Consider the following 14,800-nt stretch of genomic DNA (forward strand, 5'->3'; position numbering starts at 1 on the left):
CCCTATGAGCCAGAACGTATTTCAGTTTATCGATGTCCAGCGGGTCGACCCGCCCAAGAAGCCGCTCAAGATCCGCAAAATCCAGTTTGTGGAGATCTACGAGTCCTTCAATCAGCCGCAGGTACAGATGCAGGCGGATCGCTGCCTCGAGTGCGGCAACCCCTATTGCGAGTGGAAGTGTCCGGTCCACAACTACATCCCCAACTGGCTGAAGCTGGCCAAAGAGGGGCGCATTCTGGAGGCGGTGGAGCTCTCCCACCAGACCAACAGCCTGCCGGAAGTGTGCGGTCGGGTCTGCCCGCAGGATCGCCTCTGTGAGGGCTCCTGCACCCTCAACGATCGCTTCGGCGCGGTGACCATCGGCAACATCGAAAAATACATCACCGACAAGGCGTTCGAGATGGGCTGGAAGCCCGATCTCTCGAACGTGGTCAAGACCGGCAAGCGGGTCGCCGTCATCGGTGCCGGCCCTGCAGGCCTCGCCTGTGCCGATGTGCTGGCTCGCAATGGCGTCACCCCGGTGGTGTTTGACAAGTATCCGGAGATCGGTGGCCTGCTCACTTTCGGTATCCCCTCCTTCAAGCTGGAAAAAGAGGTGATGCAGCGTCGCCGCGAGATCTTCCAGGGGATGGGCGTGGAGTTTCGTCTCGAGACCGAGGTGGGCAAGGACATCACCTTCGCCGATCTGCTCGGCGAGTTCGATGCGGTCTTCCTCGGGGTCGGTACCTACAAGTACATGAAGGGCGGCTTTGCCAACGAAGAGGCGCCGGGCGTCTATGACGCCCTGCCCTACCTCATCGCCAACGCCAACCGTTTGCTGGGCTTCGAGAAGGCACAAGCCGACTATATCGACTTCGCCGGCAAGCAGGTGGTAGTGCTGGGCGGTGGCGATACCGCCATGGACTGCGTGCGGACCGCCATCCGTCAGGGGGCCGCCAAGGTGATCTGCGCCTATCGACGCGACGAGGAGAACATGCCGGGCTCCAAGCGGGAGGTGAAAAACGCCCGCGAGGAGGGGGTTGAGTTCATGTTCAACCTGCAGCCGGTGGCTGTCGAGCTGGATGCCAGCGGTCGCACCGTCGGCATCAAAGTAGTGAGCACCGAGCTGGGTGAACCCGATGCCAATGGCCGCCGCAATCCGGTGGTTATCGAGGGCTCCGAGCAGGTGTTGGCCGCCGATGCGGTAGTGATGGCGTTTGGCTTCCAGCCCAACCCCCAACCCTGGATGGCGGAGTTCGGCATCGAGCTCGACAACCGGGATCGCATCAAGGCCCGCGAGCAGGCGGAATACGCCTTCCAGACCAGCAATCCCAAGGTGTTCGCCGGTGGCGACGCGGTACGTGGCTCCGATCTGGTGGTAACCGCCATCTACGAAGGGCGCAAAGCGGCCGAAGGGATCATGGACTATCTGGCTGTCTGATCCGACCGACCAAGACCCTGATGCACTTTCACAATCAGCCCCGCCAATGCGGGGCTGATTTTTTGCAGCTATCCACCTCCTACAAACGCACCACCAGCCACTCCCCCTTGCCGACCGGCACCAGCGAGGTGGCAAAGGCCGGATCCTGCCCGACCTCGTTCATCCACTCCACCATCTCGCTGCGATGGGAGATGGCGTTATCAACCACCAGCAGGCCACGGGGTGCCAGCAGGCGGCGGATTTGCGGCCACCATGCCCGGTAGTGCTGACGATCCGAATCGAGGAAGATGAGCTGATAGCCGGCTTGCGGCAAGGTCGGTAACAGCTCGCCTGCATCCCCTGCCAGCAAGGTTACCCAGGGGGCCAGCCCTGCCCTCTGAAAGTTGTCATGGGCCAGCACGCGCTTATCCTCATCCAGCTCAATGGTGGTCACGTGCCCCTCCAGCCGACGCACCGCTTCTGCCAGCCAGAGTGTGGAGTAACCATTGGAGGTGCCGATCTCCAGCACCGCCTGCGCCCCACGGGTCTGCACCAGCACTGACAGCAACTCCCCCGTGTCGCGGGTGATATTGAGCAACTTGCGGTGGCGAGCCTGCTGCATGCTGTCATTGCGCTCGCCAAGCTGCTCCAGCTGGCGTTTTAACTGTTCCAGTTCCATCGATATCCCTTTCGTCCTTGCCCAAAACCGTTAGCCACGCATCTAAGCTTGGCATTTGGGAGTCAAATGATTGCTTTCAACCGCCATTCACACCACAAAGGATGAGAAAAGGACAACCATTTGAGGCAGAATTTGTGACGTCTATCTGTTACACTTCGCGCCCGCCATTTTCCGGCTCACTCTCTGACTTGATGTCAGGCGCAGCCGTCGGTGGTTACAACCTCCGTCTCGCTCATGCCGAGCTAACCAAGCCAAACACAGCCCAGCTGGAACACAGGAACCCATTATGAGATTTGAATCGTTCGATTTTGCCCCCGAGATTTTGCGTGCTGTCTCAGATTGCGGTTATCAGGAGATGACCCCTGTGCAGCAACAGGCGATCCCGGCCATTCGCCGTGGCCGCGATGTGCTGGCCAGCGCCCAGACCGGTACCGGCAAGACCGCCGCCTTCGCCCTGCCCATCTTGCAGCGTCTGGTAGACAATCCGGCTCCGGTCCAGCCTTCCAACGCCCGTGTGCTGATCCTGACCCCGACCCGCGAGCTGGCGGCTCAGGTGGCGAGCAACATCAATGACTTCGCAAAGTATCTCGATATCACCACCATCACCATCGTCGGCGGTGGCAAGCAGGACGTGCAGGCCAAGAAGCTCAAAGCGGGCGCTCACATCATTGTGGCCACCCCGGGCCGTCTGCTGGAGCACCTCACCGCCTGCAACCTCAGCCTCTCCGGCGTCGAGTGTCTGGTGATGGATGAAGCGGATCGCATCCTCGACATGGGCTTCAGTGCCGATGTGCAGAAGCTCCTGCAAGCGGTCAACAAGACCCGTCAAAACCTGCTCTTCTCCGCCACCTTCTCCGACGCGGTGAAGAAGCTGGCCAACCTGATGCTGGACAGACCGCAGATCGTCAGCGTCAACAAGCAGAACTCCACCGCCGACACCGTCAGCCACACCGTCTATCCGGTCGAGCAGAAGCGCAAGCGCGAGCTGCTCTCAGAGCTGATTGGCAAGCAGAACTGGCAGCAGGTGCTGGTGTTCGCCAGTACCCGCGAGAGCTGTGATGTGCTGGTCGAGGAGCTGAGCCTCGACGGCATCAAGTCCGCCGTTGTCCATGGCGAGAAGGCCCAGGGCAACCGTCGCCGCGCCCTGCGCGAATTCATGGAAGGCAAGGTACGGGTACTGGTCGCCACCGAAGTGGCCGCCCGTGGTCTGGACATTCCGGATCTGGAATACGTGGTCAACTATGATCTGCCGTTCCTGGCGGAAGATTACGTGCACCGCATCGGCCGTACCGGTCGTGCCGGCAAGCGCGGCATGGCCATCTCCTTCGTCAGCCGTGAAGAGGAGCGCACCCTGCTGGAGATCGAGGCCCTGATCGGCCAGAAGATCCACCGCATCATGGTGCCGGGCTATGAGGTGAGCAGCCGTGACGAGCTGATCAAACAGCTGCAAGAGCGTCGTCGCTTCGGCAAGCGCCCGCAGCGTGAAGATAACGCCGTGGCCCAGGTGATGGCCGAAGCCAAGCTGCAGGGTCAGCGCCTCAAGCGTCTGGCTGCAGCCAAGAAGCCCCGTCAGCCGAAATAAGGCGGGCAGTTGCTCTATTGAACCGCAAAGGCGCCACTGGCGCCTTTGCCATCTCTGTCATCGGTGTTGGCCCCTGGTGGTCAACTCAAGGATTGCTTATGACCTCTCCAACCTACAATCAGGCCCTGTTCGAGATGGCCACCCAGAGTCTGGCCGAACTGGTCCGCACCGCCGAACAAAAGGCAGGCAAGCGCACTCCGGCGCAAGAGAGCCACTTTCTCTGCACCTGGATGGCCGACTCCCTCAAGGAGAAGCGTTTCTCCCGTCTGGTGATGGAAGATTTGAAAGCTTGGGTGCAGCTTGGCCGCACTCTGGGTGCGGGCGCCGATCTCAAGGGATTGCTGGAGCGCATCGCCTTCCAATACCAGTGCGCCATGACCAATCCGCAGCAATTGGGAGCCAAGCTGGCTGCCCTGCTGGAGGAGCTCTCAGCGGCAGGCTGGCTGGTGCTGACCGAGAGCGAGGTGAACGCCAAGCTGCGCCTGCAATCGGGCGGTCAGGCGAGTCTGGTGGTAAGCCATAGCGAATATGAAGGCCATATCGAGGACGGTGAGCTTGTCAAACCCCTCACCCTCTATGTGCGCGGTGATGAGCAGGTGCTGGCCGAGGCGGCCTTCAAGCACGGCCTGCTGCTGAGCCAGGGCAACAAGAAGACCACCCTGGTCAAACACCACAAAGCCTACCGGCTGATGCCGAACAACGCCCAACCGGCGCTGGCACTGCTGAGCGAGGCTCGCCAGAGCGCCTGATCCCGCCAGTGTGCAGCAATAAAAACGGCAGACCCTCATTTAAAGCAGGGCCTGCCGTTTTTTATTGTTCGATGTTTGGTGATGAGGTTGGGTAGTCGTTTAGCGGATCTTGATGCCAATCTGGCCCGCGTCACACCACTCGAACATCACCTCCTCGCTCTTGCCGCAGCAACTGCCACCACAGACCCGACTCTCGCGCTTGATGACCCGCCCCTTGCGCATCCAGACGCCGAGCATGGCCTCCACCGCATCTTCCGAGGTGTGGAAGTGGCGAGCCAGATCACGCCGGCTCACCTTCTGCTGCGCGGCGAGGTAATCCCCCAGCTCGCGCAGGATCATAAGGTCACCACCTTGCGGGCGACGATGTCACCGTGACGGCGACCGGCCCACCAGAGCAGTACCAGAGAGAGGCCATAGCTGACGATCCAGAACAGGCTCTGCTCCGGATGAGCGGCAAAGGTCGCGGCCTGATAGAAGAGGGTGGCGCACATAAAGGCCATATAGTTGCACCATACCGCCGTCATCAGCGCCCACTGACGACCGGTTTCCCGCACCAGCGCGCCCATGGCGGCGGCGCAGGGCATGTAGAGCAGCACGAACAAGAGGTAGGCAAAGGCACCGGCCGTCCCGTCGAAGTGGGTCTGCATGTTGCCGTAGGTGGAGACATCGACCTCCTGCGCCTCGGCGGCAGCTTTCTGGTCGTCGAGGTTGCCAACATCAAGCCCCATGGGGTCACTCGGGTTGATCTCCGCCAGATTGGCCGCCACGGCATCGATCGCCTCGTGGAAGCTGGCCACCAGCGAGAACTCGCTCTCCTCCTCTGCATCGCCACCACCGGCGTAGAGGCTGTTGAGGGTACCGACCACCGCCTCTTTGGCGAAGATACCGGTGACGATACCGACCGTGGCCTGCCAGTTGTCATCGCGTACACCGATGGGGTGCAGCACCGGGGTCACCGCCTGGCTGATTTTGCTCAGGACCGAGCTCTCCTGCTCCTGATGGCCAAAGCTGCCATCGGTACCCAGGGAGTTAAGCACGCTCAGCACGGCAACCACCAGCACGATGGTTTTACCGGCGCCAAAGACGAAGGATTTGAGCTTCTGCCAAGTCTTGATGGCAACGTTGACCGGACGCGGCCACTCGTAATCCGGCATCTCCATCAGCATGGAGTCGCTCTTGCCCGGCAGCAGGGTGCTGCGCAGCAACAGGCCGGTGAGCACCGCCACCAGAATGCCGATGAGGTAGAGACCGAACACCAGGTTCTGACCTGACTCGGGGAAGAATGCCACCGCAAACAGGGCGTAAACCGGCAGACGGGCACCGCACGACATGAAGGGGGCCATGGCGGAGGTCATCAGCCGCTCCCGCTCGGAGTTGAGGGTACGGGTCGCCATCACCGAGGGGACGGTACAACCAAAGCCCATCAGCATCGGCACGAACGCCTTGCCCGGCAGGCCGAGGCGGCGCATCAGGGCATCCACCACGAAGGCGGCACGGGCCAGATAGCCGGAGCTCTCCAGCACCGCGAGGAACAGATAGAGGCAGCCAATCACCGGAATAAAGGTGGCGACAGTCTGCAAGCCGACCCCGAAGCCATCAGCCAGAATGGCGCCCAGCCACTCGGGGGCATTGACCAGTCCCAGCAGGTGGTGCACCCCATCGACAAACAGGGCGCCGCCCATGATGTCAAAGAAGTCGATAAAGGCGCTGCCAACGTTGATGGCAAACAGGAACATCAGGTACATGACAAACAGAAAGAAGGGGATGCCAATCCAGCGATTGAGCAGCACCCGATCCAGCCACTCGCTCTGGGCCTCGGTGAGCTTGCCCTTCTGCTGACGAGCCTGTTGTACCCACTGGTGGATATGGCCGTAGCGAATATCCGCCAGTTGCAGGTCGATATCCTGTCCCTGATGGGCGCGGGTCACCACATTGCTGGCCGCCGCGTGTTGACCGGGCAGCAGAGTCTCCTGCATCACCGCATCCTCTTCCAGCAGGCGCAGGGCGCGGCCACGGGTAGTGAGATGATGCGGAGCTAGCAGGGTCTCCAGCTCCGCCAGATCGGTTTCAAGCTCGTAGCCGTAATCGAGCTGCAAGGCGGCTTGCGGCTGACCGATAAACTGGCGGATCTGCTGCTTGAAGGCGGCAACCTGCTTGCTGTTGTGGGCAGAGAGGGCCACCACCGGGCAACCGAGAGATTTGCCGAGCTTGCTCTCGTCGATGACGATGCGGCGCTTTTGCAGGATATCCAGCTTGTTGAGCACCACCACCATGGGCAGGCCCAGTTCGCGCAGTTGCAGCGTGAGGTAGAGGGAGCGCTCCAGATTGGCGGCGTCGATGACGTTGAGCAGCAGGTCGGGTTGTTGGCCCTGGGCAAAGCGGCTGGCGATCTGCTCATCCAGACTGCCATCCTGACTGGCCAGGCTATAGATGCCGGGCAGATCCATCAGCTTGAAGTGATGCTCACCCGCGCTGAACTCACCCATCTTCTTGTCGACGGTGACACCACTCCAGTTGCCTACCTGCTGGCGGGCGCCGGTCAGGGCGTTGAACAGGGAGGTCTTGCCGCTATTGGGGTTACCTACCGTTACCAGAGAATAATTCATACCAGCTCTACCTCTATTTTCTTCTGAACCCGCCGCGTGCGTGTGGCAAGCTGCTTTGCAGGTTCGACTTCTTGTCTCTGAACCGCTCCCGGTGACTTTCTTGACCGGAGCGGTAGCCGAACAGGGGGTTATACCGGCTCGACTTCTATTTGCTGGGCCAGACTCTTTTGCATGGAGAGACAGATCCCCTGGCACTGGATCTGGAGCGGGTCCCCCAGGGGGGCGGAGCGCAGATAAATGACTTCAGTCTGGGGCAACAGGCCCATTACCATCAGTTTGCGGCGCAGCGGCCGGGCGAGCTGATTCATATTCTTGATGCGAGCACTCTGTCCCGGTGACAACTGCGTGAGTACCATGACTGACTCCTGAAGTTAAACAATAATAATTCGCTTTTACTTGGGGCATTATAAGCTGTGTCTTCAACTTTTATTTGAGTAAAATCAAACTCCGCTTAGCTAACCCATAAAGTATTGCCATGAGTCACGACAATAACAGCCGCCTCGTTTACAGCACAGATGGCGGCATGATCAAGGAGCAGAGCGCTCCCCAATCCGCCTCCCCCTTCCCCACCGACGGCACCGTACGCATTCGCCGCGAGACCAAGGGGCGCAAGGGTGCCGGGGTGATCACCATTCATGGCGTACCCGCCGAACAGCAAAAATCCCTGGCCACCCTGCTCAAGAAAAAGTGCGGCACCGGAGGCGGTATCAAGGAGGGAGTGATCGAGATCCAGGGGGATAAACGGGACCTGATCAAAACCGAGCTGGAGAAAGCCGGTTTCAGCGTCAAGCTGGTGGGTGGCTGATCCCCTTGTCACTCATGCGGTTTTTCCCTAGAATGCCCGCTCCCATCGAGGGGGAGTAGTCTCGCACACCGGTTCCATCCATTGCATGAATACCGGTTTGCGACCCTGATCAACATACTTGGTGCCAAATCACCATGGTCAGGGTGATCCATGCCAGCCATGGATTTGACAAGACCTTTGACGGGCCAGTGCCAATACCGGGGACGGATGGCGCAGGCTTGTCTTTGGTTTATAACAATTCCGTCCCCCGGTCATTTTTATGGAAGCCTTGTTAACCTCAACCCTCAGCGTCGCTATTGCCGAAATCGGCGATAAAACCCAGCTGTTGGCGTTGCTGCTCATCTGCCGTTTTCGCAAGCCCTGGCCCATCATCGCCGGCATGCTGGCGGCTACCTTGCTCAACCATGCGGGCGCTGCCTGGATTGGCGAGTTCATCAGCCGCTGGCTCGATCCCAAGATAATGACCTGGCTGGTCGCCATCGCCTTTATCGCCATGGCTATCTGGATTTTGGTGCCGGACAAGATGGATGACGAGGAGAGCTCGCTGGATAAATACGGCCCCTTTATGGCCACCTTCGTGCTCTTCTTCATCGCCGAGATCGGTGACAAGACCCAGATCGCCACCGTGCTACTGGCCGCCAAATATGACTCGCTGGTGCAGGTCATTACCGGCACCACCCTCGGCATGATGCTGGCCAACGTGCCTGTGGTGCTGATCGGTAAGCTGGGGGCAGACAAGCTGCCGCTCAAGGGGATCCGCATCGCCTGCGCCATCCTCTTCGTCGGCCTCGGGGTGAGCACCCTGATCTTTGCCTGATGGCCCGTACCCGATGACCAAGCCCTCCCCTGTGGAGGGCTTTTTTGTTTGCTGCTGTGTCTATTGCGTAATCCGCTGTCGCACCACCAGCCGTAGAGCCAAGGGGCAGTGCACGGTTGCGGGGGCCTCATGCCATAATGGGGCAAACCTCGTGGAGTCCCCCCATGCACAACGTATCAAGAGAGACACTTCTCGAATGGGTCAAACAAGGACGGCTGGCGCCAGAGAAGCTGATGGACGCCCTGACCCTCACCGATCTTCCCCCCCATCCGGCGCGCTGGCAGTGGCTGTTTGACCGGCTGCTGCTCTGGCTCGGCGCCCTCTGCATCGGGGCTGGCCTCATCTTCTTCGTCGCCTTCAACTGGCAAGAGCTGGGCCGGGTCTCCCGCCTCGCCCTGCTGGAGTCACCGCTGCTCGCCATGCTGCTTCTGCTGTGGCGAAAGCCCCTTGGGGATACCCCCCGTCAGGCGCTGCTGCTCGCTATCGCCCTCAATATCGGCGCCCTGCTGGCGCTGGTGGGTCAGACCTACCAGACCGGCGCCGATCCCTGGCAGCTGTTCGCCACCTGGGCGCTGATGCTGGTGCCGCTGGCGGCATTTGGCCAAAGCCCCCTGCTCTGGACCTTAAGCTGGCTGCTCGGCCAGCTGGCGCTGGTGCTCTACTGGCGGCTCGGTTTGTTCACCTTCTTCTTTACCTTCGATGAAGAAGGATTGGGCTGGTGCCTTACCCTGCTCAACGCCGCCCTCTGGGGTCTGCTTCTGCTGGCACCGGCCCGCTGGCGCCTGATGCCAAGCTGGCTGGCGGGCCTTGCTGCTGGTCTGGGGGCTACCCTGCTCACCCTGCTGGCGCTGTTTGATGCAGCCTCCCCACTGGTGTGGCCGCTCTGGTTTGGCTGGCTCGCTGCGGCCTATGCCCTTTGGCATCACAGATTTATCGCCGGACTCGCCATGGGGTGCCTCAGTCTGATTGCCGTCATCCTCGCGGCGCTGGGCAAGTGGATGGAGCCCGACATCAACGGCTTCTTGCTGCTGAGCCTGATTGCCATCGGCCTTTCTGTCACCGCCGCCCGCTGGCTGCAACAACAACGGAGGTCCCATGAGTGATCTGACCCTTTGGCAAGCACTGCAACAGTCCAATCTGGTGGAGGGGGAGATGCCCCGTGACACCCAACCCCACTGGTCGAGCCGCTTTCTGCTCGGGCTGGTGGGCTGGATTGCCGCCCTGTTCCTGCTCTTTTTCCTGTTTCTCACCTTCGAGCAGCTGACCCGCGAGGCCAACAGCGCCCTGCTGCTCGGGGCCGTGCTGCTGGCGGGGGCCTACGCCCTCAATCGCAGCCAAAGCGGCGATCTCTGGGATCAGTTCGTGCTGGCCCTCACCCTGGCGGCCGATGCCTGGCTGCTCTATGGCCTGCTCGATCAGCTTGATCTTCATCACGCCCTGCTCTGGTTTGGGTTGTGCCTGCTGTCGCTCGCCATCGCCGTGCTGTTCGATCACTGGCTGGTGCGGCTGTTTCACAGCGTGGCGGCGGCACTACTGCTCACTCTTGGCCTTGCCTGCCTTGGGCTGCAACTGCTGGCGCTGCCGCTGGTGATGGCGGCCATCGCCTTCTGCTGGCTGCGGGCAGATAGGGATCCAGAGCGTCACCAGATCTACCACTCCATCACGCTGGGGCTGGCCCTCTCGCTGCTGGTGCTGGGCCGCCTGCACCACCCGCTGTGGGATGGCGGCAGCAGCGTGCTGGACGAACTGGGGCTGTCGCGCCTGCCGCTCTGGCTCAATCCCCTGCTCTGCGCCGCCCTGCTGCTGGCGGTGATGGTGAAGCTGAGGCTCCCCCTGCTGTTTGGCCTGCCGCTGGTGCTGATCAGCGCCATCATCCCCGGCATGGGGGCAGGCGCACTGGTGCTGATCCTCGGGTTTTATGCCGGCAGTCTGGGGCTGATGACCCTCTCGGCCCTGCTGCTGCTCGGCTATGGCTCGCTCTATTACTACGATCTGGGGCTCACCCTGATGACCAAATCCTGGCTGTTGCTGGGCTCCGGCATCCTGCTGCTGGGTGCCCGCCAGCTGCTCATCACCTTCGCGGCAAGGAGCGACTCATGAAACCCGTCACCCGACAACTCGCCCTGTTGCTGAGCGGCCTCGCCATCCTGGCGGGCATCAATGCCACCGTCTGGCGCTATGAGCACGCCATGAGCAGCGGCGAAGTGGTGCTGCTGCGGCTCGCTCCGGTCGATCCCCGCTCCCTGATGCAGGGGGATTACATGCGCCTCAACTATGAAATTGCCCGCGAGCTGACCAGCCGCGCCCCCCGTGCTACTCAAGACAAAGGCAGCGATACCCTGGTGATCCGCCTCGATGCCCATCAGGTGGCCACTCTGGTGGCCGATGGCAAACCGGATCGGCTCGCCAGCGATGAGCGGCTATTGCAGGTGCACCAGAGCGAGCGGCAGTGGCAGATTGGCCCCGATGCCTACTTCTTTGAAGAGGGCACGGGGGAGCAGTACGAAGCGGCCCGCTACGGCGAGTTCCGGCTGCAAGCGGATGGCAAGACCCTGCTGGTATGGCTGCGGGATGAGGCCTACCAGCCCATCGGGCAGATCCGCGCCCGCTGGTAACGGCAGTGAGTGGCTATTTACTCTGTTCATGGTCACACTCAAGAGAAGGTTGATCGCTAAGGATGTTCCCAATGAGGATATGGCTGATCTGTCATCTGTTGCTGCTCTGCTGGGCCTCGACGGCCCGGGCTGATCTGGGCAAGCTCGAGTACCTCACCGAAGAGTACCCCCCCTACAACTTCAGCGATCCGCAAGGCCAGCCCACCGGCCTTGCGGTCGATCTGCTGCAGATGATCTGGCAACACAGCGGCGTGACGCCCCAGCCGGTGCGCATCCTGCCCTGGGCACGAGGTTATTACTTGCTAACCCAGAAGCCCAACGTGGTGCTCTTCTCCACCGCCCGCACCCAGGCGCGGGAGGATCTCTTCAAGTGGGTCTGCCCCATCGGCTACTCGGAGTACATACTGCTAGGCCGCAAAGCGCAGAACATCACCCTGACCGCCTTCGAACAGATGAGCCAATACAAGATCAGCGCGGTGCGCTCGGACGCCGCAGAGCAGCTGCTGCTCAACAACGGCATGGATGACAACAACATCATCCCGGCCAACCGCCTGTCGCAGGGGTTGAAGATGCTGCTCTCCGGCCGCGCCGACCTGCTCGCCACCAGCAAGCTGGCGGGATATGACGCCATCCGCGAATTGAAGCTCAATAGCGACGACTTCAACGTGGCCATGGTGCTGAGCGCCGAGCAGCTCTGCTACGCCTTCAGCCGTCAGGTGCCCGACAGCGAGATCACCCTCTTTCAGCAGGGCCTGACCCGCGCCCTCGCCTCGGAAGAGTTTCGCAAATTGCAGGCCAAATACCTGCCGGTGCGCTGAGCACTCACTCACCCGCTGGGCAGCGGTTCGCTGCCCATTTTATTGATGAAAGATGCAATAGAGGTGGCTAGCTATTCCCGCCGCAAGCAGTCAAACTGGGCTACATAGTTGATTGCGAAGGATCTTTCCCGTGCGGACATGGCACTTACCTCATCTGCTACTGCTCTTGTGGGCCACCTTCGCGCAGGCCGATCCGGGCAAGCTCGAGTATCTGAGCGAAATCTCTCCCCCGTTTAATTTCAGCGACCAGCAAGGGATACCGACTGGATTGTCGGTGGAGCTGATGCAGCTTATCTGGAAAGCGCGGGGCGTGTCGCCCCAGCCAATCCGCATTATGCCCTGGGCCCGGGGCTACAACCTGCTGCAACAAAAACCCAATGTGGTGCTGTTTGCCACCGCCCGCACCCCGCAGCGGGAAGCACTCTTCAAGTGGGCCTGCCCCATCGATCACTCGGAGTTTGTGCTGCTGGGGCGCAAGGCGGACAACATCACCCTCGGCTCGGTGGCCGAGATCAGCCGCTACAAGGTCGGCGTGGTGCGCTCCACCGTCTCCAAACAGCTGCTGCTCGAACGTGGTATCGATGAGCGCCAGCTGATGCTGGCCAACCGCCTCACCCAGGCGGCCAAAATGCTCACCTCAGGTCGCGCCGATCTCTTTGCGACCAACAAGCTGGCGGGCTATCAAACCCTGCAGCAGCTCGGCTTCAAGCCGGATGACTTTCATGTCGCCTTCGTGCTGGATGCCAGACCGCTCTGCTACGCCTTCAGCCGTCAGGTGCCCGACAGCGAGGTCGCCCTCTTTCAGCAGGCGCTGACCCAGGTCGTCGCCTCGGCGGATTACTCGGCCCTGCAAGCCAAGTACCTGCCGCTGCGCTAACGCCCTGATCGCCGCCGACATAGGGCGCGGGATGGGACTGTGCAGCCGCGCTTTTTTGCCAAACATGCTCCGTCGCCTTGGCGAAATCGGCCAGCTTGGTCACACTTGAGCAGATATTCCCTTGATCAGGATGGCAAAAATGAAACCATGGATTGGATTGGCCGGGGCGCTGCTGGCCACCCTCGCACAGGCGAGTCCTGAGCTCGGCAAACTGCACTACATCACCGAAGAGTACAAACCCTACAACTACGCCGATGCCAGCGGCGCCCCCACCGGCCTCGCGGTCGAGCTGCTGCAACTGGTGTGGAAAAAGACCAACACGCCGGCGCAGCCCATCACCATCATGCCGTGGGCGCGCGGTTACTACCTGCTGACCCAAAAGCCCAATGCGGTGCTCTTCTCCACCGCCCGCACCCAGGCGCGGGACCCCCTGTTCAAGTGGGCCTGCCCCATCGGGTATGCCGAGATCGTGCTGGTGGGGCTGGCCGATCGCAATATCACCATCACCAAGCTCGACGATGCCAAGGCGTTCAATATCGGGGCGGTGCGGGCCGATGTGGGGGAGCAACTGCTGCTCAACAACGGCTTTGACGAGACCAAACTGATGGCCGCCAACCGGCTGGCACAGGCGCTCAAGATGCTCACCTCCGGCCGGGTCGATCTGGTCTCCACCAACAAGACCACCATGGAGCAGCTGATCGTCGAACAAAAACTCGATCCCGCCCGCTTCAAGGAGCAATGGGTACTGAGCTCGGAGCAGTTCTGCTTCGCCTTCAGCCATCCGGTGAGCGACGAACTGGTCAAGGAGTTTCAGACCGGCTTGACCCAGGTGCTGGCGAGCAGCGAATACCCTCAGAGATCCCCTCATTTTTAGAGACTCAAATAATTCCAAGTGTGCGGGTATATAAGCAGTGTTGCTTCGCGAATTCAACTTCGAAGTGCAATTCCCGATTAAAAATCAGGCTGCTTTCAGAAGTTCGTCAAAAACCACCTGTGGCTGTTTGAATCCCAAGCATTTGCGCGGCCTGAAGTTCAGCCGCTTTTCGACGGCTGACAGTGCCTCTGCTGTCACCACACTCAAATCACTGCCTTTGGGCACATATTGCCGCAGCAGACCATTGCTATTCTCATTCTGTCCCCGTTCCCATGCACTGTATGGATGCGCAAAGTACACCTGCGCTTCCAGCTCTGCTGCAACACGTTCATGTTCGACAAACTCGCTACCATTGTCAGCTGTGATGGTATGGACATGTGCCTGGTAGGGTTTCAGCATGCTGATAATGGTGTCCGCCACCGCGCTGGCTGTTTTGCTGGGAACGTATTGAACCAGGTAGAGCCGGCTCTTACGCTCCAACAGACTCACTATTGCACCGCTGCCTTGCTTACCCAACACGGTATCGACTTCCCAATCTCCCACACGGCTCCGCTCATTGACTATCGCAGGGCGTTCATCAATCGATACCGGATTGGGAATGACACTGCGTTTGCTGTTCTTACCCTTGCGATAGCGTTTGTGACCCTGACGCAGATGCCGGTATAGCGTGCCACCGTTGGCCTTGTCGCGTGCCACATAGCGGTATATCCACTCGTGGCTAACCGGGCAGTTAATCATGTCTCCAACGCCACTGATTTGCTCGGGACTCCAGTCCGCGACCAGCGCCATGCAAACAAAGTCGATGGTATCAGACGGGACAGTACGCTTCTGACTCGTCAGCCGTCGTGCCGTGGCAAGTTGGTGAGCCTGCTGCGGCTGATAGGCCTGCCCAGCACAATTACGACGAAGCTCACGACTGATAGTCGATGGATGAACCCCGAGCTGTTTGGCAATGCGGGCCTGTGACAGGCCATGGTCA

16 protein-coding genes are annotated in these 14,800 nt (G+C 60.6%); 11 read left to right on the forward strand and 5 right to left on the reverse strand.

Annotation, left to right across the window (positions count from 1 at the left end; translation table 11 throughout):
- The first annotated feature begins 4 nt into the window (after nt 1-4).
- Nucleotides 5-1,420 carry an FAD-dependent oxidoreductase gene (locus AB5Y90_RS01715; protein ID WP_005346752.1) on the forward strand — a complete coding sequence of 472 codons (1,416 nt, stop codon included), beginning with the start codon at nt 5-7 and terminating at the stop codon, nt 1,418-1,420.
- Nucleotides 1,421-1,499: 79 nt separating this feature from the next.
- Here AB5Y90_RS01715 and AB5Y90_RS01720 read toward each other — a convergent pair whose 3' ends face one another.
- Nucleotides 1,500-2,078 carry an O-methyltransferase gene (locus AB5Y90_RS01720; RefSeq protein WP_108540278.1) on the reverse strand — a complete coding sequence of 193 codons (579 nt, stop codon included), beginning with the start codon at nt 2,076-2,078 and terminating at the stop codon, nt 1,500-1,502.
- Between the two features lie 286 nt (nt 2,079-2,364).
- On the opposite strand from AB5Y90_RS01720, the gene AB5Y90_RS01725 reads away from it, so the two are divergent.
- Nucleotides 2,365-3,660, forward strand: a complete 1,296-nt coding sequence (locus AB5Y90_RS01725; protein WP_368166465.1) for a DEAD/DEAH box helicase — start codon at nt 2,365-2,367, stop codon at nt 3,658-3,660.
- A gap of 98 nt (nt 3,661-3,758) precedes the next feature.
- Nucleotides 3,759-4,409, forward strand: coding sequence for a DUF2913 family protein (locus AB5Y90_RS01730; protein WP_368166466.1), 651 nt, complete (start codon nt 3,759-3,761; stop codon nt 4,407-4,409).
- Between the two features lie 99 nt (nt 4,410-4,508).
- On the opposite strand, the gene AB5Y90_RS01735 is transcribed toward AB5Y90_RS01730, so the two are convergent.
- From AB5Y90_RS01735 to AB5Y90_RS01745, 3 genes are all read right to left on the reverse strand, one after another.
- Nucleotides 4,509-4,748 carry a FeoC-like transcriptional regulator gene (locus tag AB5Y90_RS01735; RefSeq protein WP_005350974.1) on the reverse strand — a complete coding sequence of 80 codons (240 nt, stop codon included), beginning with the start codon at nt 4,746-4,748 and terminating at the stop codon, nt 4,509-4,511.
- The gene (gene feoB / locus AB5Y90_RS01740; protein ID WP_368166467.1) at nt 4,745-7,015 is read right to left on the reverse strand and encodes a Fe(2+) transporter permease subunit FeoB; all 2,271 of its coding nucleotides are present in this window, start codon (nt 7,013-7,015) and stop codon (nt 4,745-4,747) included. The genes AB5Y90_RS01735 and feoB overlap by 4 nt, the downstream gene beginning before the upstream one ends.
- 128 nt (nt 7,016-7,143) lie before the next feature.
- Complete coding sequence (locus tag AB5Y90_RS01745) at nt 7,144-7,371, reverse strand: FeoA family protein (RefSeq protein ID WP_005337384.1); 228 nt, start codon at nt 7,369-7,371, stop codon at nt 7,144-7,146.
- A gap of 119 nt (nt 7,372-7,490) precedes the next feature.
- On the opposite strand from AB5Y90_RS01745, the gene AB5Y90_RS01750 reads away from it, so the two are divergent.
- From AB5Y90_RS01750 to AB5Y90_RS01785, 8 genes are all read left to right on the forward strand, one after another.
- Nucleotides 7,491-7,820: a translation initiation factor gene (locus tag AB5Y90_RS01750; protein ID WP_005350971.1), complete on the forward strand. Its 330-nt coding sequence runs from the start codon at nt 7,491-7,493 to the stop codon at nt 7,818-7,820.
- A 259-nt stretch (nt 7,821-8,079) separates the two neighbouring features.
- Nucleotides 8,080-8,637 (forward strand): TMEM165/GDT1 family protein, encoded by a 558-nt coding sequence (locus AB5Y90_RS01755; RefSeq protein ID WP_005337386.1) that lies wholly within the window; start codon nt 8,080-8,082, stop codon nt 8,635-8,637.
- Between the two features lie 164 nt (nt 8,638-8,801).
- Complete coding sequence (locus tag AB5Y90_RS01760; protein WP_307896617.1) at nt 8,802-9,740, forward strand: DUF2157 domain-containing protein; 939 nt, start codon at nt 8,802-8,804, stop codon at nt 9,738-9,740.
- Nucleotides 9,733-10,737 (forward strand): DUF4401 domain-containing protein, encoded by a 1,005-nt coding sequence (locus AB5Y90_RS01765; protein ID WP_307896616.1) that lies wholly within the window; start codon nt 9,733-9,735, stop codon nt 10,735-10,737. Before AB5Y90_RS01760 ends, AB5Y90_RS01765 begins: the two co-directional genes overlap by 8 nt.
- Entirely contained in the window at nt 10,734-11,252 is a 519-nt protein-coding gene (locus AB5Y90_RS01770) for a GDYXXLXY domain-containing protein (protein WP_368166468.1), read from the forward strand. Before AB5Y90_RS01765 ends, AB5Y90_RS01770 begins: the two co-directional genes overlap by 4 nt.
- A gap of 71 nt (nt 11,253-11,323) precedes the next feature.
- Nucleotides 11,324-12,070, forward strand: coding sequence for an ABC transporter substrate-binding protein (locus AB5Y90_RS01775; RefSeq protein WP_219264705.1), 747 nt, complete (start codon nt 11,324-11,326; stop codon nt 12,068-12,070).
- Nucleotides 12,071-12,200: 130 nt separating this feature from the next.
- Complete coding sequence (locus AB5Y90_RS01780; protein ID WP_307896614.1) at nt 12,201-12,947, forward strand: ABC transporter substrate-binding protein; 747 nt, start codon at nt 12,201-12,203, stop codon at nt 12,945-12,947.
- 139 nt (nt 12,948-13,086) lie between these two features.
- Nucleotides 13,087-13,821 (forward strand): substrate-binding periplasmic protein, encoded by a 735-nt coding sequence (locus tag AB5Y90_RS01785; protein WP_368166469.1) that lies wholly within the window; start codon nt 13,087-13,089, stop codon nt 13,819-13,821.
- A gap of 84 nt (nt 13,822-13,905) precedes the next feature.
- On the opposite strand, the gene AB5Y90_RS01790 is transcribed toward AB5Y90_RS01785, so the two are convergent.
- The coding region (locus AB5Y90_RS01790) for an IS30-like element ISAeca1 family transposase (protein WP_368166470.1) at nt 13,906-14,800 on the reverse strand (895 nt) is incomplete at its 5' end.

Origin of the sequence: Aeromonas sp. R4-1, from assembly GCF_040908325.1 — a bacterium.
GTDB lineage: Bacteria > Pseudomonadota > Gammaproteobacteria > Enterobacterales > Aeromonadaceae > Aeromonas > Aeromonas veronii.